Origin of the sequence: Cohnella sp. CFH 77786 (genome assembly GCF_019400745.1) — a bacterium.
Classification (GTDB): Bacteria; Bacillota; Bacilli; order Paenibacillales; family Paenibacillaceae; genus Cohnella.
This window is the reverse complement of record NZ_WJIB01000002.1, coordinates 288227-307250: the sequence shown is the minus strand read 5'-3', so window position 1 is coordinate 307250 and position 19024 is coordinate 288227. Positions and strand designations below refer to the sequence as shown.

General features: G+C 54.8%; 14 protein-coding genes. 2 read left to right on the top strand and 12 right to left on the bottom strand.

Going from position 1 to position 19024, the window contains the following annotated elements:
* Positions 1-4: 4 nt before the first annotated feature.
* From GE107_RS04180 to GE107_RS04130, 11 genes are all read right to left on the bottom strand, one after another.
* Positions 5-961 carry an ABC transporter permease gene (locus GE107_RS04180; RefSeq protein WP_255570171.1) on the bottom strand — a complete coding sequence of 319 codons (957 nt, stop codon included), beginning with the start codon at positions 959-961 and terminating at the stop codon, positions 5-7.
* A gap of 324 nt (positions 962-1285) precedes the next feature.
* Entirely contained in the window at positions 1286-2575 is a 1290-nt protein-coding gene (locus GE107_RS04175) for an endo-1,4-beta-xylanase (RefSeq protein WP_219638229.1), read from the bottom strand.
* On the bottom strand, positions 2575-3522 hold the full coding sequence (locus GE107_RS04170) for a carbohydrate ABC transporter permease (protein WP_219638228.1): 948 nt from the start codon (positions 3520-3522) through the stop codon (positions 2575-2577). The genes GE107_RS04175 and GE107_RS04170 overlap by 1 nt, the downstream gene beginning before the upstream one ends.
* Positions 3523-3537: 15 nt before the next feature.
* Positions 3538-4449, bottom strand: a complete 912-nt coding sequence (locus tag GE107_RS04165) for a carbohydrate ABC transporter permease (protein WP_219638227.1) — start codon at positions 4447-4449, stop codon at positions 3538-3540.
* Positions 4446-7001, bottom strand: coding sequence for a DUF5696 domain-containing protein (locus GE107_RS04160; protein ID WP_219638226.1), 2556 nt, complete (start codon positions 6999-7001; stop codon positions 4446-4448). Before GE107_RS04160 ends, GE107_RS04165 begins: the two co-directional genes overlap by 4 nt.
* 16 nt (positions 7002-7017) lie before the next feature.
* Positions 7018-7653, bottom strand: a complete 636-nt coding sequence (locus tag GE107_RS04155; RefSeq protein ID WP_219638225.1) for a Yip1 family protein — start codon at positions 7651-7653, stop codon at positions 7018-7020.
* Positions 7625-9097 carry an NHL repeat-containing protein gene (locus GE107_RS04150; protein ID WP_219638224.1) on the bottom strand — a complete coding sequence of 491 codons (1473 nt, stop codon included), beginning with the start codon at positions 9095-9097 and terminating at the stop codon, positions 7625-7627. Before GE107_RS04150 ends, GE107_RS04155 begins: the two co-directional genes overlap by 29 nt.
* 16 nt (positions 9098-9113) lie before the next feature.
* Positions 9114-9983 carry a carbohydrate ABC transporter permease gene (locus GE107_RS04145; RefSeq protein WP_219638223.1) on the bottom strand — a complete coding sequence of 290 codons (870 nt, stop codon included), beginning with the start codon at positions 9981-9983 and terminating at the stop codon, positions 9114-9116.
* 6 nt (positions 9984-9989) lie between these two features.
* Positions 9990-10946: a carbohydrate ABC transporter permease gene (locus tag GE107_RS04140; RefSeq protein WP_219638222.1), complete on the bottom strand. Its 957-nt coding sequence runs from the start codon at positions 10944-10946 to the stop codon at positions 9990-9992.
* A gap of 17 nt (positions 10947-10963) precedes the next feature.
* Entirely contained in the window at positions 10964-13747 is a 2784-nt protein-coding gene (locus tag GE107_RS04135) for an extracellular solute-binding protein (RefSeq protein ID WP_370636258.1), read from the bottom strand.
* A gap of 202 nt (positions 13748-13949) precedes the next feature.
* Positions 13950-15329 (bottom strand): ABC transporter substrate-binding protein, encoded by a 1380-nt coding sequence (locus tag GE107_RS04130; protein ID WP_219638221.1) that lies wholly within the window; start codon positions 15327-15329, stop codon positions 13950-13952.
* A gap of 237 nt (positions 15330-15566) precedes the next feature.
* On the opposite strand from GE107_RS04130, the gene GE107_RS04125 reads away from it, so the two are divergent.
* Positions 15567-16355: a helix-turn-helix domain-containing protein gene (locus tag GE107_RS04125; RefSeq protein WP_370636257.1), complete on the top strand. Its 789-nt coding sequence runs from the start codon at positions 15567-15569 to the stop codon at positions 16353-16355.
* 172 nt (positions 16356-16527) lie between these two features.
* Positions 16528-17232, top strand: a complete 705-nt coding sequence (locus GE107_RS04120; protein WP_219638219.1) for an MBL fold metallo-hydrolase — start codon at positions 16528-16530, stop codon at positions 17230-17232.
* 36 nt (positions 17233-17268) lie between these two features.
* Here GE107_RS04120 and GE107_RS04115 read toward each other — a convergent pair whose 3' ends face one another.
* Positions 17269-18855, bottom strand: coding sequence for a glycoside hydrolase family 43 protein (locus tag GE107_RS04115; protein WP_219638218.1), 1587 nt, complete (start codon positions 18853-18855; stop codon positions 17269-17271).
* Between the last annotated feature and the right edge of the window lie 169 nt (positions 18856-19024).

Genomic DNA, 19024 nt, shown 5'->3' with positions numbered 1-19024 from the left:
AGACTTAAATGACGCCTTCGCCGCGAACCAACTTCGACATGCTGTTAGCTGCAAACAGCAAGATCAAACTGACAATCGATTTCAGAATGCTGACCGCTGTCGCGAACCCGAAGTTGTTGTTTTCTATTCCGATGTTGTATACGTATAGATCAAGCACTTCGATATGCTCCATGTTGATCGCGTTCTTGAACACAAAATATTGCTCAAATCCGCTATTGATGAAATTCGCGATCCCCAATACAAGCAGCACGAAGAATGTCGGTATAATCCCGGGAACCGTCACGTGCCACATCAGTCGGTAGCGGTTTGCTCCGTCCACTCTTGCCGCCTCATACAATTCCGGGTCGATCCCGGTAATCGCGGCAATGTACAAGATCGCCCCCCAACCGAGTCCCTTCCATACGCCCCACAAAGTCATGGACAACCATGTATGGTTGTCCGATCCCAGCACATTCAGCGGCTGATCAATTACATTCATGTTTATCAGCAAATTGTTCAGAAAACCGTTGTCAACAGAAAACAACATGAAGGCGAAGGAGTACACCAGCACCCAACTGATAAAGTTCGGCAGCGTTGTAAGCGTCTGTACGATTTTCTTGAACGGCGCGTTCTTTATTTCCGTAAGGAAAATCGCGAAGATGACCGGAAGAACCGAAGTCAGAAGGCCAAGCGTGCTGATCGCGAACGTGTTTCGCATGACCCTGAAGACTTCCTCCCTCTGGAACTCGTTTGACACCAACGAAGTAAACCAGCGAAAGCCTACAAACTCGTTCTGGGACAGCGGAAGAGCCGGCCTGTAATCGTAAAAAGCATAAATCCAGCCGTACAACGGCAAATAAGAAAACACAAAGACGAGCAGCAGAAAAGGTAATGCCATAAGGAATAATTGATACTTGTCTCCGAGATGAAACCGCTTCTTCGACACTGGGGTGTAAACGTGATGGTGTGGATTCGCTTTCATCTTACTCCCCCACCCTGCAATATCGACATCTCTATAACCACTCCTACGGGTATTTTGTATTGATTATAACGAAATCGTTTTCATGGAAATACCGCTTAAATGTTACTCATAAACTACTTAAAATGATACATTGGTCATCACTTAGCAGACGTTTCTTCCCGCCGCGCGGCGACGAAATGGCTCAAATACAAACGACCCTTCTCGGATGACGTCGCTGCTTACGCAGCTTCACATCCGGGAAGGGTCGTCTTTTGGGTTAACAATTATTGAAAAATAAAGCCTGGAAAAATGATACAAGTCGTTTTCCAAACCGGGTAGTTCGATTCAATAAAGGGAATCAGATCGTCCAGCAAATCGGATTCGAACGTCTCGAACGCTTTGACTTTGTTTTATCATGGATTTCCGATCAACCACAGCCCAGAAAGCCGGCTTTGGCTGCAATTGCCGGTCGAACAAGAGCGGCGCGTCCGTGCGATTCGGCACAGGGAAATGATTCAGCCATGTATGGTCGTCCGCGATGCCCCAGAACACGACGCCGCCGAGGAGGTTCTTGTTCGCCTTGAAGGCGCCGAACAGCTCGCGGTACCGGTCGGCTTGCGTCTGCAGGATGCTCGCCGGGATGTTGTCTCCGTAATCGCTGCGGTCATTCCAGGCGTAGATGCTCATATCCAGCTCGGTCACCAGATTGTCCAGACCGAGCTGGCTGAACTTCTTCATCGAATCTATGATATTGACAACGGAGGGTCCGTAGATGCCGATATGCGTCTGATGCCCGACGCCGTCGATCGGCACGCCCTTGTCCAGCATCGCCTTCACCAGTGCGTATAGACGGTCGCGTTTTCTCGGATCGTCCGTGCTATAGTCGTTGATGTACAGCTTGACGTCCGGCCCTCCCGCTTCGCGCGCGGCGCGGAATGCGGTCTCGATATAATCGGTCCCGGCAATCTTGTACCAATCGCTGGCCCGCATGCCGTCCGGATCGCCGGGTTCGACGACCTCGTTCACGACGTCCCACGACCGGATATCGTCCTTGTACCTGCCGACGATCGTGCGAACATGCGTTTCGAGCCGCTCCAATAGCAGCTTCTTATTGGCCTCCCGCTTCTTCGGATCGGTCTCTTCCGCCATCGGCCGGCCCTCGGGGTCCTTGAAGAACCAAGCCCCTACCTGACTATGCCAGACAAGGGTGTGGAAGCGCACCTTCATGCCGTTCGCTTTGGCGAATTGGACAATCTTGTCGGCGTTCCTCCATTCGTACCGGTCTTCGGCCGGATGAACCGCATCCGGCTTCATGGCGTTCTCCGCGACCAGCCAGTTCACATGCTTCTTCAGCAGCTCGGCCGTCAAGCCGCTTGCCTGGTACGGCTCGATGGCCGCCCCGATCGGAAAGTCATCCTTATAGGTTTCCGCCAAAGACGGAATATCCGTCTGCACCGATGGCTGCGGCGCTTTTTCCGTTGCCTCGGCCGCACGATCCGGAGAAGATTGCCCGGTCGATTGCCCGGTCGATTGCCCGGTTGGTTGCCCGCTCGGTTCCGGTCCGCTCGGCAGCGAACACGCTGCGCACGCCAAGAAGATCCCGCACAAGACGACAGTCGGCCTTATCCTCCGCATCACCCGACAATCCCCGTCCGTTCAATGCTTTCCACGAAGTAACGCTGAACGAAGATATAGATAATGATAAGCGGCAGAATCGCCAGCAGAATGCCCGTATCCTGCACCATGCTCATATAGAACGGATCCGCCCTGGAGTTCACGCCGTCCGTCAGCAGAATGGCCAGATTGTACGGCAGGGACGACAATTGAATCGACATCACTTTGCTGGAGGTCAGGTAAGTCGTCGTGTAGAAGCTGTCGTTCCACTGCCAAACGAAGGAGAAGAGCAGCACGGTAATGATCGCGGGCAGCGCGTTAGGCAGCATGATCCGCGTAAACGTCTTGCCGACGCCGGCGCCGTCGATATAAGCGGCTTCCTCCACCTCCTTCGGAATTCCCCTGAAAAATTGCCGGAAGATAAAAATATACAGTCCCGCCTTCAGCGAGATGGCCGTCATGGACGTCAGAATAAATGGCCAATACGAGTTCAGCAAATTGACCGACTTCCCCGTAAGCAGCGGCACTAGGCCCATTAAGGTGAAGTCCTTCAAATTCAAATACACGGGAATGAGAATCGTCGTGGGAGGAACCAGAATGGTCAGCACCACGCCTCCGAACAGCAGGCCGCTTCCCCTGAATTTCAACCGGGCGAATCCGTACCCCGCCAAAGCGCATGACATCGCGGTCAGGATCGTCGTCATCGCGGACAAGGCAAACGTGTTGCCCAGCGTCTCCCAATAGCTCATGATTTCGATAGCCTTCCGGAAATTATCCAGCGAAAAATGCTCGGGTATCCAAACGACGATCGGCGAGTACAGATCGGTTCTGTCTTTGATCGCGGTCGCGATTTTCCGGAGAATCGGGTACAGGATCACGAAGGACAATCCCGCAATCAGAACGAGCCGCGCGAACGACCACAACCGCCTCTTCCAGACTTCGATCGATAGCCATCGGGATATCAGCAATCCATCCGCCTCCCTTTAATCATGGTAGAAGACCTTCCTCGAAATCACGAAGGTACTGATCAGCAGGATCACGGAAACCGCCAGGAAATAAATCCAGGCCATCGCCGAGCTCAGCCCGAAGTTGAACGATTTGAATCCCGTATCCCGGATCAGCTCCGTCATGGCATTCGTCGAGAACGCGTCGATGATCGAGTAGACGACGTTGACCAGAATGAGCGGGCTGACCATCGGAAAGGTGATCTTCCAGAACGCTTCGTATCCGGTTGCCCCCTCCATCTTCGAAGCCTCGTACAGCTGCGGAGATATCGTCTGGATACCAGCCAGGAAAATCAGAATCTGCACGCCCGATTGGCTGACGATCTGGTAGATCCGGTCGACGGCGCCCGTAAGATAATCGACGACCGTTTCGCTGACGCCGGCTTCCATCATCATCCCGGCCAATTCGTAGCTGGTGAACGTATTCATGATATTGGCGCCTGCGTTCGCCTCGTTGATCGCCTGCACCAGGCTGGTGCTGTCCAGTCTCATGATGATGCCGGATGCCAGAATGACCGGCAGGAAGAAGATCGCCCGCGCGGCGGTTCTTCCGATGAATTTCTGATTCAGCAGTACGGCCAGAAACAAGCTGAAAATGACGATAAGCGGCACGTTGACGACCATGTTCGCGATCGATTCGAACAACGTGCGGTTGAAGCTGGTGTTGATCGTGAGCGCTTCCGCGTAATGACTCCACCCGACGAATCGGACGGTCACGCCTTGCGCGCTGGCATCCACCGAGCTGAAGCTGTACCGCAAGGATGTCAGCAAGGGCACGAAGAAAAAGAAAAGGAAACCGAGCAGCCACGGCAATACGCATACAAAGCCCCATAAAGCTTTCTTCTCCGCATAAGTCCGCGGTCTCAGGCCGAATTGGAGATGCGATTTCATGAAGCTTCACCGCCCGTTGCATAACTTTCGGCTTCAATCCGCTTACCGTCAACCTGTATCGGAAAACGGTTATAATTCACGATGATATACGCTCCGTTCCCGTAGACCGTTCTGAACGCGCCTTCTCTCAGCTTCTCATGCGCCACGATCGGCTCGTTCCGAACGTTGCGCAGCACTCCGTTCACTTCCCGGTAAACGTCCGCGGCCTGGTCCAGCCATTGCGCGTAATGGACGGCATACAGGTCGTTGAAATCGGAATCTTTCACCCTATGGTTCGGCTCATAGATCCACGCGAAGTACACGCCCGATCCGTACTCCAGACATTTCAACACATATTGCCTGACATCGGTGTAGGCGGATAGATTGTACGGCGCTCCCGTGTAGTCGATGAACCCGCGCACGACCATCTGATAGAAAGGAATTTCTTCATCCTCGAGCTTGAACCTGCTGCCCGACATCGGCGCATTCGTAATGTCCGTCAGATAAGGAAGCGCATAAGCATTGCCCCCGTTTCCCATGATCTTCAAGCCTTCGTCCTGCATCTTCCGGAGCGCTTCGATGGAAATCCTCTCCGACTCCGTCCGGTCGATCTGCTTGCGCTTCCGGAAATCGCTGTTTAATTGATCGGCGAGATCACGAAGCGATATGGCTTCGGACCGGTAACGCCCAAGCCCCTTCAACAAGGCGTCCGCATAGCCGCTCACGAGCCTGGGCGATGCGACGTAGGAAGGCGACCGGCTTCTGTCGCGCCGATTCAAGGCCAGGTCTAGCGGGTACAGCTCGGCCGGTACGCTTCTGAGGGTGCGGGAAGCGTCTTTCGACTCCTTGAAGCCCTTCCCGGTATGGACCGTCAGAATGGAAGCGTCCGGATAAAAACCGATTCCTTTGTCCCGCGCGAACGAGACGAAATCGATCAGCCCTCTGCTGCCGCCGATCGCCTCGTCGACCGAGACGCGGTTGGGAACCCGGTGGTTAAGACCGCCGTTGAACCAGCCGGCATATTGAAGCCTGATGTTGCGGATATCGCGCTGCAGCGCTTGCGTGACGATCGTTTGCGCCTGGTCGAACGTCGTAAGGGGCTCGAGCGCCCGATAGGGGATGCCGATCGCGCGTTTCTTTTTATCGATGCTTCCGATCAGCTGCAGATAGAACGGGACGTCCTGCTCCCGGCCTCGATCCGCATTCGGCCCGGGAAGGCCGCCGCGGTCGATCAAATATTGCCGGTAAAACTTCGCCATTCCCGCATGCGAAGCGTCCGTACCGGTCAGAAAGGCGTAACGGACCGTAAAGTCCGTCTTCATCGGATCTTCCTGGAACTTCGGCACGGACCTCTGCTGTCCGTTCGCATCCAAGGTGACCTGATCTTTCCGGATCACATAGAAGCTGGGGTAGACGTAGTTATAGCTGTTCAGTCTGCCGCCGACATCCGCATGAATGACCGCGGCCGGCGCGCCCTCTTCAATGATGCCGAGAAAGGCCGCGCCTTCCCGTATGCTTCCGAATACCGGAAGCCTGACCGTCTCTTCCCTCGCGGCGTCTTCGGTTCGCTCGATCGTCAGATCCGATCCGTAGACGGGCTGCTGGTAAGCCGGGTACTCGGTTTTGCCGTTATGATAGTGAATCAGCGCCCCGGATCCGTCCGGAACGAACAAGGAGCCCTTCGTCCCCTTCCCTTCCGCGCCGAAGTAGCTCAGGAGCGAGATGCTGTACACGGGATAGTCCGACGGATAATGGATACCGGACGCCGGAACCGTGGCGACGAGACTGCCGGCATCCAAGGTGTATTCGATCGATGCCAGGAAGATGCGGGGCTCGGGTTTCGTCTGGTCCAGGTGAAGTTCGGCCATATCCTTCTTCCGATCTTCTTCCGTATAGCCGGCATCCTCCAGCGCTTTGATCGCCCGCTCGAGCTGAAGTCCTTGCAGCGCGCTGTCGTTTCGCTCGTATACCGATTGTTCCGCATCCTCCTTATAAGCGATCGTTAACGCGCGTTTTCCTGTGTTATCGAGTTTGCCCGATAGTTCTTCGAAACGGGCTTTGCTCAGCTTCACGGGCAGATCGTCCGCCGATTTCTCTGCTTTGCCGAATTGATAGGTCACCCTGACGCCGCTTGGAATGGGCTCCGCCTTGATCTGCTTGTGTACGACGCTGTCCGTATAAGAATCGATCGAATTGAGCTGTCCGAAATGGTTGTAGAAATCGATCTTGAGCTGCGCCGACAATAAGTCTTTGTTCACCCCTGCGGCGAGCGGATCCGAATCGCGGTCGGGCGGGTTGCTGTACCATATTTCCCCGCTTTGTTTGTGCAGCACGGCAATCGCGCCTGTCTGATCGTCCGCGAACAGGCGCAGCCGTTCGTTCTCGGCGACCCCTTTCATGCCTTCCACGCGCGGGTCGGAGAAGGAAGCGCGGATCGGCTTTCCCGGCGTGAAAGCGACGGCGGCCTCCGCAGCCCCTTGCGATGGATTGCCCGAACGGGAATCCGAGCAACCTGCGGCCGCGATCCCGGCCAGAAGGATCGCCGCGAGCAGGACGTGACGGGCCTTCCTCATTTCGATGCCTCCTTCCTTAGCGCCTCAAGTCGATTTCTTGGTATAGGGTCGCGACGAAGGCGACGATTTGCTGGACAAGACTGAAGAACAACAAGCCCAGGAAGGCGAGAAAACCCATTGCGACGACAGTCAGCAGCATCGTCCAGACCGTCTTGAGCGGCGTAAATTGGTGCACCGTCATATTGCCGACGAAGAGCAGATACAAGCTCCATAGGACGGCGGCATGGCTGGAAAACCGATAAAATGCAGCCTCCTGCATCGAAATGACGTTGCTCAGCCATATCCACGGGAAATTCACGAGGACGAGCGGGATCATCGCAAAACAGGTGGACGCGAAAATCTCGGCGAATTTTCCTTCCCCGTCCATCAGCGTCGTGAGCGACCAATTCGCGACGCACCAGAACAGCACCGGGACGAATACATACACGATTTCCATGATGCTGTTGATAGAGTCCGGATTTACGATCCGGACGGCAAACCCGCTGTACTCGTTCTGCAAGATGTTGGTGACGGCCAGGAAGAACAGAATGACGAAGGAGAGGGCCAAGCTGCTCCTCCGGCTTCGGTCGTATTTCAACTCCCAATAGCCGTTATAGGGATGCACGATGAGATAGAATGGAAACTTAAACTGCTCTCTGCTGAGTGGCGGCAACCTTCTTTCCCCTCCTCATTCTCCGGTATTTTCTCCACAGGAAAGCGCAGGCGGCCAGCACGACAATCCCGGTCAAGATCGCGGGAAAACGTTCCCGCAGCACTTGCTTGCGGTAGAGCAGGAATGCCTTCGAATAATTCCGCTGGTCCATGCTGAGCTTGAAATATTTCATCGCCTCGGCATATTCGCCTTTCCGAAGCAGCGCTTTCCCGATCCCCGCATAGGCGAATTCCATATTCGCGTTGTCGTTGACCGTCTTCCGGAACAGCCGATCGGCCTTTTCATCATCGCCTCGATCATAGCTTCTGACCGCTTCGTTGATCGTCCGGCCGTAATCCGTCGTTCGGAATACCGTCACTTCCCCCAATGCCTTATCCAAGACCAGGAAATCGTCACCCAGCCGCTCAATCGCTGCCGGCGTATCGAACTTGCCTAATTGATGGCCGAGACCGCCGAACACGTACAGGAGATAGCCATCGCCGTTGTACGTGAAGACCCGGCCCTTGCTTGCGTCCAGGATGGAATACATCTCGCTGTCCCCGACGTCGATGTCGACCAGCCGGGTTGGACCGCCAGTGATGGTGAAGCGAATATCGCCTTCCGGAGGAAAATATCCGTTTCTCCTCAGAATATCGTTGCCTCGCGCGTTGAGCTTTTTCACGCTGTCCCGCGATTCGCCGTTGGTGGCGTAAATAAATCCCTCGGCATCGATATCCAGGTTCGTGAACTCCGTCGGCGTGAACATGACCATCTGGCTTCGCTGAGCCCGAGTCGACAGCATCTTCCAGAAATAATCGATCGGATGGAAGGAAACGCGGTTGGCGCCGATGAAAGACGTGAACGCCCCGTCCGCGCTGAATTCCATGAAGCCGTCGAACACGCCGGCGGCCATGACGTAAATCCGCCGTGCCTTGTCTACGACAACCCGGACCGGCTGGAACTGGAAGTTCGCTTGCAGCAGCTCGGACTGCGGCGAATCGACGACCTGGACCAGCTTGCCGTCCGGATCCAGATGGACGACCCGCAGGTTCCCCGTATCGGCAACATACAGATGCTTGTCATCCGTGACGAACAGCCCTTGCGGATTGTTGAAGGTTTCGGGCTGCCCATCCCGGTCGAAGGAATCGATGATCCGGACGGGCTTGAACTCCTGATCCAGAACGACGACGCGATGATGGCCGGTATCCAGCACGTAGATCTGTCGATCCGCCGTTACGTGCATGTCGCTCGGCGCCTTGAACGCCCCGACGCCGAGACGTTCGCCGTTCCATATCGTCTCCGCGAGATACGCCGCGGGCGAAGCGACCGTCTCCCCCCAGTAAGAATACTGGTAGGACGTATCCCCCGCATCCGCCCGGACAGCCGAACCTCCTGCACCCATGCCCAGCAAGCAGACGGCCGCCGTGATGACGTACATCCCCGCTCTTCGTAACCTGTTCAGCATCGCGCACGCATCCCTTCTAATCTTTCATCCCGGAAGTCGCCATCGTCTGGATGACGCTGCTCTGGGAGATGATGAAGAGCGTGATGGGAACGACCATCAGGATGAGCGCCACCGCCGCTCCGACGCCGGCGCGGGCGATCCCCCCCAGCGTGATCTGGCCGAGCGCGTAGTGAAGCGTCTTTAAATTCTCGCTGTAAATGAAGCTGCCCCCGTCGCTCCCCCACAGGAACGGAAATTGCAAGATCATGAGCGTCAGCCAGGCCGGCTTCACGTTAGGCATGACGATCGTCCAGTATATCCGGTATTCGCTGGCTCCGTCGATTTTGGCGGCCTCCAGCAAGGCGTCCGGAATTTGCTCCATGAACTGCTTCATGAGGAAAAGTCCCAACGGGAAAGCGAGAGACGGCACGATGATGGAAGTCAGCGTGTTGATCCAACCGAGCCAGGACATCACCATGTAATTCGGGATCGCCGTGACGTGCCCGGAGAACATGAGAGACAGGACGACGATGGAGAAGAGCGTTCTGGAGCCCGGGAATCGGTATTTCGCCAGCGGGTAAGCCGCGGCGGACGCCAGCAGGATATGTCCCGCCGTCCCGACGATCGTAATGAGCAGCGTATTCGCGATATACCGGGACAGCGGTACCCACGAATTTCCCATCAAGGATACGAGATCGTAGAAATTGTCCCACGTCGGGTTGTTGACGAAAAAGCGGGGCGGGAAAACGAATAATTCGTCCAGCGGCTTGAACGCGTTGTTCACCGCATAGAGGAGCGGCAGCGCGCTGAAAGCGCCGAATACGGCAAGCAGGACGAACAGAAAAAGACTGGTCGCGAAGGAACGGTTAAGCTTCCTGGACAGGCGAAACACCGCGATCGTTCTCATGCGCCGTCACTCGCCTACCTTTCTCAGCAGTTTCTGCGTCAGCAAGTTGGTTCCGATCATGATGAGGAACAGCACCGTTGCGATGGAGGACGCATAGCCCATTTCGAATCGAATCGTACCGTAGTCCATCAGATGGGTTACGATCGTGTGCGCCGCGTAGTTGACGCTGGGAAATCCCGCGAGCGCGATCGATACGTCCGCCACCGCGAACGAAGCGGTAATTTGCATGACGGCGCCGAACAGAAGCTGCGGTCTCATGGAGGGGAGCGTGATGAACCAGAGCTCCTGCCACCTGTTCTTGATCCCGTCCACCGCGCCGGCTTCGACGAGCGACCTGTCGATCGTCTGAAGACCCGCGATGAAGGCCAGGAAGCTCGTTCCGAGGCTGAGCCACAGCTGAACGATGATGACGATGGTCAGAATGTATTTCTCGTTCGTAAGCCATTGAACCGGTTCGAGCAGAAACCCGAATTGGATCAGAAACCCGTTCAAATAACCATACCGGTCCCCGGAGAAGATGATCAGCCAAATAAAATACACGTTCCCGGAAATGGAAGGCGCATAGAACACCAGCGTCATGAAGGCGCGGACTTTCGGCGGCAGCTCGTTGATGATCCAGGCGAACAGAAAACAGGCGAAATAGCTGATCGGCCCGGTAATGACCGCGAACAGGAACGTATTCTTCAGAGCGATCATGAAGACGTCGTCGTTCAGAAACAGACGGGTGTAGTTCTGCCATCCTACGAAACGCGGAAACTCCAGCATGTTGAAATAAGTGAAGCTCAGAAAAAGCGAGAAGACGACCGGAATGACGGTAAACAGAAAAAATATAACCATGAAGGGACCCATCAGCACGTAGTAGTGCTTGCTTTTTTGGACCGCTTGGAACGCAAGCGCCCACCGCGATGCCCGGTTCGCGCGGAGAAGGGGCGCCGCGGCCGGACGGGTCGTATCGGCTTGCATCGGTTTCCACCCCCGAACTAGTACGGCAAATTGAATTCTCTCCGCTTGATGGAGATTTCGTCGTTGATGTACAAGATAGAGTCCGACAAGGCTTCGCGAGGATTTTCGGACCCGTTGACGACTTTGCGGAAGGCGTTGTCCAGGTGCCTGCCGGTAAAGTATCCGCCCGGCACTTGCGGGATCCCCTTGACCCATTGCCACTGGCTCTCCAGGTTGCGATAATCTTTGATCGGCCAAGGCAATTCCCGGAGCGCTTCGGTATTGGCCGTCGGATAACGCGCCGCCTCGCCCAACAGCCCTTCCATCTCGCGTCCGTACGCCATTTGGGTTTCCTTGTCCGTCCACCATTTCATGAATGCCCACGCCGACGCTTTGTCCTTCGCATGCCGGAGCATCATGACCGCGGTCGTATGGCTGGCGACTTCATGATTGACGCTGCCGTTTGTCGTCTCCGTGCCGGGCACGAGGGTAAAGTCCCACAAGCCTTTGATTTCCGGCGCCAGCACCGTCAGCATGTTATAAGTCGTGTAATCCGCGATGCCGACCGGCATCTCTCCCGTACGGAACCGGTTGGGGAAATCCGCGATTAACGGAAACTTGTAGTTGGTGTAGAATTGCGTCCATTTCTTGAACGATTCCATCGAGATATCCGAGTTGAGGGCGCTTCTCGTGCCGCCGTCCCGATAGAAGCCGCCGCCGTTCTGGTAGAGCAGCATCGAGAACGTCGCGTTCGGAACGAGCGTCGCGTTGTTCGTCGGATTCTCGATCGGCAGCCAGAACTCCATGTTGTGCTTCTGAAGCACGGAAATCATCTTGTACACGTCCTGCCACGTTCGGGGCGGCGTCAATCCGAGCTCCTCGAGAATATCTTTGCGATAGAACAGCATCGGGAACGTTTGCTGCTCCGGCAGGGCATACAAGCCTCCGTTGTATCGATAGGGCACCAAAGCACTGTCCCGGAATCGCGATGCGACGTCCCGATAATCGGGAAAGACCGACAAATCGGCCGCGGCATTCCTCATCGCATAGTTGACGGGGACATCTTCGCCGATCTGCAAGGCGACGTCCGGCCCCTCTCCGGCCAGCGTTGCCGGGAGCAGGATGTTGCCGGGCACGAGCCGGAGCCGGACCGAAATATTCGTCTCCGGCGTAAAGGAGTCGTCGATCAAGTTTTTCAACACTTGCGCCTGATCCCGTCCGGTCGTAATCCAGACGGTAATCGAACGGCTGCCTTTCCCCGTATTGCCGATGCTGTCGTAATCTTCCGTATAAGAAGCGGCCAGCGCGCCAAGCTCGTGCTTGACTTTGTCCAGTACGGTCGCGTTGGCCTTGGGGAGCTCCGTGCCCGGCGAGGATACGACGAGATAATCCAGCGTGAGCGGCTGTTCCCGAACGGTGAGCATCCATGTCCCGAGTCCGCCGACATTGATCTTGAAAGAACCGAGGCGCCTGGCGACGGTTTCCGGTTTATCCGCCATTTCTTCGAGCTGCTCGACCATCGTATACAGAACGGAGACTTTATCGCTGCGTTCGCCCGTCGATCGTTCCAAGTAATCGGCAACGCTTTGAATCGTCTGCGCCTGCGTCCGGAACGCCTCGACCATGCCCGGGATCCGTTTCTCCAGCTGGTAATCCCGGTACGGATCCGGCGTATTCGACGTGATCATCAGGATTTTTCTGTACATTTCGTTGAGCTCCAGCACGCTGGACTCGATCGTCCGAAGGAGCGGCGCGATCTCTCCGAGCGTAACCGTCAGGCGAATTCGGTGCTTGCCCTGGGTCAGATGGAACAAGTAAGGCTCCTCGCCGCCCAATACGTCCATCTGCCAATCCGCGTTGTATGGGAACCGGATCCGCTTCATTTCCTCGAACGGATATTCTCCGTCGATCATGAGACTCCGGGTGGCGTAAATGCCCCGAAGCTGGTCCTGCTTCCGTTTCAACGCGATCCGATACAGTCCTTCCTCCGCCACGTCGATTTCCCATTCGATCCACTGGCCGGGCAGCTTCCAGTTCAAACCTCCGATCGCGTTCATGCGGATCTTCGAGACATCGTACGGAACGACCGAAGGACTGGAACGGTCGGACAGCGGGTACAGCATCGGCGAAGACTTCAGCGCCGCATCCTCCGCTTGGACGAGCAGATATTGATTTCGGGCGGGACCGATTCCTTCAGCCCTGTATTCCTTGCTTGCTTCTTCATAGGTCTTCACCGGTTTTTCCTGATACAGCTCGATATAATCGATGGCCATCGGTTCCCGCAGCGACGTCATGGTGAGTTCCTGGGTGCCTTTGCCGAAATGGAACCAATACGGCTCTTCGTAATAACCGTCGCTGTTCTTGAACGGAGAGAGCTGCCAGGCCGGTTTCTCCTCCTGCCTCGGGCGGAGATCGTTTCCTCTGTCGTCCCTTCGAATCTCCGGATCCCGGTTGCCCCACAGCCGGTTGAACAGGAGGATGTCCGCTCCCTTGAAGGGCACGTTCCGGTTGACGGCGATTTGCCTCTCGATCGCCGAGCTTTTGCCTTCTATCGGATAATAATGGATTCGGATATTGTACAGGCCCGGACGATCGACATTCACGTTCCAGCTGATCGAACCGGTTTCCGGCGTCATGACGGCTTTTCCATCCAATCCTTCGAATCGGTCCGCGATTTCGAATCCGTCCCCGGCGGTGACGGAATAGTTTTCGCCCTCGATGCGGATGACCTCGTCGGGCCGTTCCGCTGCCGCATACCTTTTCAAATAGCGGTCATACCCGTCTTCGGCAGCCGAATCCGCAATCGCGTCAAAATCGCCCATGGCGTTAACATGTCCTTGCCCGGATCGATTCGAAGGAGAGAAGGCCCAAATGGACAAAAAAAATAACACGAGTACGAGTATGGCGATAAAAGAGGTCCTTTTTCTGCTGTGCAATTCTTCTCCCCTCCTCTCTATTCGTCTTGTCTATCCGATCTCTTGGTCCTCTCCGGCGCGGGAGAGGACCACGAGACTTTCGGATATTTTACTTTTTGTACACTTCGTCGATCGCCGCTTGGACCGGCGCTTTATACTTCTCGACCACGGTGGAGACCGAGTTGCCCGCCGTAATTTCGCCTAAGATATCGTAAAACGGCAATTTCGGGAAAGTATCGTGGTCGAGAACGAGCATGCCTTCTCCCGTCGTGCGCGCATTTTGAATGTCATCCTCATTCGAGAAGTTGCTCTCGAGCGTCGCTTGATCCGGATAATCGTAAATGGAGTCGATATCGTTCATCTTTTCCCAGATATACACCAGCTTCTCCGGATCCTTGACCGCCTTCGGAATCGTGAGAGCCTGGAAAGCCGGTTCGACGGAATGGTACGCCATCGCGCTGGGACCTTTGGGGAACGGAAGGAACCCGATGTCGAAATCCTTCATGTCGTTCTTAAGGCCGCCGATTTCATACATGGCGCCTGCATACATCAGCGTGTTGCCTTGACGGAAAAATTGACCCGGTTCCGTCCAATCTCCGCCTTCCGTGGGTCTGGCCACTTTCTCGGTGGCCAAGCGGGAAAGGAAATTGAACACTTCGGCGGTTTTGGGATCGTCCAGATTCTGTTTATCCTCTTTGGTCAGGCTGGTTTCGTTGGAAACCAAGGCGGCGGCCATGAAACCGTTCTGCGCGAGCCCCCAAGTATCCAGCTTGCCGTCGTTGTTCGTATCCTTGTTCGCTTCTTTGGCGGCTTGAATGAACGTCTCCCAATTCCAATTGTCTTCTTTCACGTAATCCTGCAGCGGCTTCAAGCCGAGCTTGTTCAGAAGCGTGCGATTGTAGAAGATACCGGTGACCAGGTTGGACTGTTCCGTGAAGGCGTAGGTTCTGCCATTGTAGCTCATGAACTCGTTCGCCTTCGCATTGAATACTTTCGCGTTCTTCGTGTACTCGTCCACCGGCCAGAGCAGATCCTGTTTGACCAGCGCCGGAATCGTATAATTCTTGCCCAAGCGCACGATATCTCCGAGCGGTTCTCCGGCCAGCAGAGACGCCACCACTTTCTGCTGATACTCGCCGAAGTCGATGGGGACGAATTCCATTTTGAAATTATGCTTCTTCATTAAGGCTTCGAGATTCTTCTTGCGCTGAATATTGTCCGGATTGTCCTCCTGGATCGTCATATCCCACCACGATACGACCTTGATCGTTCTGCCGCCCATATCGAAATCCATTTCAGGCGTTCCTTGCTCCGCTCCCTCGCTGGGCGAGGTGCTTGCGGTCTCCGCGGACGCAGCGGATCCTGACGGCTCGGTCTCTTGGGTCGCAGGACTGCCGCTCCCTTCCGGCTTGGAGCCTCCGCCGCATGCGGCTAATGCGAGTAACAACATCAAACTGATCAACATGGCGATAACCTTCTTGCTTCGCATCTTAAACCCCCCTGAGAGTGGATTACACCGAGAAGTGTAGCGCTTTCAAAAACCGCCGCCAACCTGACGGGCGGCAGGTGTTTGACCCGATGATCCATACGTTCCGAGGTCGCCGGCAACCTCTTAGTTTGAGAGGTAAACAAATGTACCCGGTATAAAAAGTTGCACATTGTTTCGGTACTCGGCTTTGAACATAATGAAAGCGAGGTCGATGTTCGCACGTTCTTCAACTCTACCATGGCCATTCTCATGAAAAGCGAGGTGCTGAATTTGCACAAGGTATTGCTCGTCGATCCGGACAGACAGTCGAGAGAAACCACCTGGCAAATGGTGAATGGGAGTCAATGGGGCTACGCGATTCAAGGTTGGGCCGGGAAGTCCGAAGATGCATTGTCCTTGCTGGAGAAACAGCCGTACTCTCTTGTCCTGATAAATATTAAGCGCTTTCAAATCGAGGGATTGAATCTTTGCAGTCAAATCCGCCAAAGAAGCCGAATCCCGATTATCCTCATCGGCGGAGATCATGATTTCAACCTTGCGAGGAAAGCCATGGCCTGTCAGGTAAGCGATTACTTGGCCGATCCCGTTCATACCGCCGATTTGGCGGCGAGCCTTCAGGCAGTCAAACGGGAGCTTGAAACCGGGTCCGCGTTGGACTCCTATTGGATATCCGCCATGGTCAGGAAGCGCTCCAAGCAATCCTCGATTGTCGATGTGGTCAAACAATACGTGCAACAGGAGATGCATCGGAACGTAACGTTGAAAAAAATCTCGGACGCCTTGCACTTTAACTGTGCCTATCTGGGCAGAAAATTTAAAGAAGAGGTCAAAATGACTTTCAACGAATATTTGCTCCGGGAGCGAATGGAAAGAGCCAAACGGCTGCTCGAACAAACGGACATGAGAATCTATGAAATCGCGAACGAAGTCGGCTATACCGAAATCGATTGGTTCTATAAGAAGTTTAAGGAATATACCGGAACCAGCGCGAACGAGTACCGCAAACAGATTACTTTTACGGCTTAATGCTGGCCGGGAATCGGCATATGAAAAGCGGCAGCCTGAGGTGGATTGCGCCTCGGACTGCCGCTTCTTGAAATGGAGTTAAACGGTAATTACCGCATTTTCGAAAGGTTGGAAGGACAATTCCTTCGGTTGGAGAATTATATAACAACTAGATGAAGGGACTGGGCATCGAATGGAACTGTACGCCGTTAAATTCGGAGAATCTTCGTTCCGTTTAAAATATGTATACCGGGACATGGAACATTCGGATGAAATCGTCAAGATTGCGTGGTCTTATTATATTGCAAAGCATGATCATAAAACGATTTTCATTGATACGGGATTTCGCGATGAGAATACGGCAAATCAATGGGGCATTACGTTTACCGGCGTTGAAAAGGAGTTAGGGCGCATCGTTGATCACTTAAACTCCGTTGATACGGTAATCATGACTCACAGTCACTTTGACCACATTGAAAATCTTGACTTGTTTGATAGGCCTGAAATCATCATTTCTAAAATCGGCTATGAAAATGCGCTAAAAGAATGTTCGCAATCCATTCAACAGAAGCTGCTTCAATGCCGTGTGCTGACCGTAGAAGATGACTATATTTGGGGCGGCCTGTTCCGATTCCAAGTGATCGGCGGTCATAGCGATGATTCATCTGTCGTCTATTTTGAAGCGAATGATAACCGCTATGTCTTAACGGGCGATGAATGTTATTGGCGCGACAATATGATCAGCAACCGGCCGATTGGAGTTTATTCGAGTACGGAAAATAACGAAAGGTTTCTGAACGACGCTCATCATCATGGATTCATCCCGCTTCCGTGCCATGATATGCAAATCTTCGAACAACACCCTGCCATTTCAAAAAATATCGTCAGAATCCTTTAAGACCGAATATGGAACCGGGAGCGCTCGACGTGTCGGTTATTTATCCTTCTCCGTGAATTGCCAGGATCCCAGCTTAAGAAGCTTGTCGCCGTTTCCGCGGAATACGATGTATAAATCGTGGATGCCTTCGGCGCCTGAAACTTCCGCCCTGCGCTCCGTCCACTCCTGTCCGGCAGTCGGGGGAACGGAGAGCGTCCCGACCAGCTTGCCGTCCGGGGCATCCAGACGGAGCTCCACGGCGGCGGGTTCGCTTGATCCGGATACGGTTGCCGTGAAGGCAGATGCCCCCTTGCCGCCGAAGTCGACCTTCGACAAAGCGATCCAATCCCCGTTTTCGATGTCCGTGACCGCCATTCCGGTCTCGCTGTCGCTGCCTGCGTCGGATTCCGCCGCAACCCCCGCGCTCCAAGCCATCGTCGCGCCCGCGACTCGGGTATACGGATTCAGAGGCTGAATTTGCGAAACGCCTTTTACATCCGCCGAAATTTCCTCGATCGAACCGTCGTCCCGAAAGGAAACCCGATTCAGGTGCGTCGATCGATAACCTTTCGGTACGCCCATGGCCTTGGACAACGTCTGCGCATGGTAAGCGATGTACCAATCGTCGCGAAACCTGAAGATGGCATGGTGATTGTTGCCTCCGACGCCGAAGAAGTGACCCGGATTTTTTAAAATCGTTCCCCGATAGGTCCACGGCCCCATCGGACGGTCGCTGGTCATATAAGCGATTTCCCCTGCCGACGGGCTCCCCTCCGGACGGGTCCCGTTGTAGAAATTGGAGCAATAGGTATAGTAATAGGTGCCTCTGTACTTATGGATGCCCGAGTCCTCGAACATATACGGCGCCCGGATCGTCACCGCTTCACCCACGACGCTGACCATATCCGGACCCAATTCCATCACGCGGGCGGTATCCGGCCATTCGTCTTTCCCGTTCGGCACTCCGCCTCCGAAATAGAGATAAGCTTTGCCGTCGTCGTCCGTCAGAACGGCAGGGTCGAACAGCCAGGTCACGTCTTGAACGCCTGGCGTCGCTCTGGTTACGAGAGCTTGGCCGATCGGATCCGTCCATGGCCCCGTTGGACTGTCGCTCGTCAACACTCCGATCCCGCTCGCGTTGTTGGCGAAGTAGAGGAAGAACCGGTCTTTGCCGTCGATCACCTTATGCGCGGCAGACGGCGCCCAGGATTGCGTCGCCCATTTGGCCGCGCCTTGCGGTCCGGCCGCCCGGATTTCTCCGTGATCCGTCCAGTTCGCCAGATCAGCCGACGAAATGACCGTAATTTTACGGATATTCCCGTAGGTATTGTCTTTCACGTTGCCGTCGGCATCATATTCCAGGACATCGTTCGTCATGTATAAATAGACGCGATCCCGGAATACCAGCGCATACGGATCGGCTCCGAACTTATGGGAGATCAGGGGATTGCCGTTCGGCGGAACCTTGCCGATCGCCCGAGCCGTCGGCGTTTCATTCTTTTTGCTCATGGGATTCTCCTTCTGCATCGCTTCCGTCCCGTTTCCTGACGGAAGCGGTTGCGGATTTGCCGCGCGGTCTCGACTGCAGGCCGACAGAATGACAAGAAACGTTATCGCGCTCACGAACAGCTTGACTTGGTTCATGTCCAACCACGCCTTGCGTCGGAGCTTCGGAAACGAATTTTCCTTCGCATTCCCACACCTCGCATGCTCTCCTTGATCGTAATCTTCACCTTCCAAGATTAGCGCTTTTTTTCGCCCGATACGACCGGTCGGATCGGGCGAAAATACCTGACTAACCGTATTTCCATGC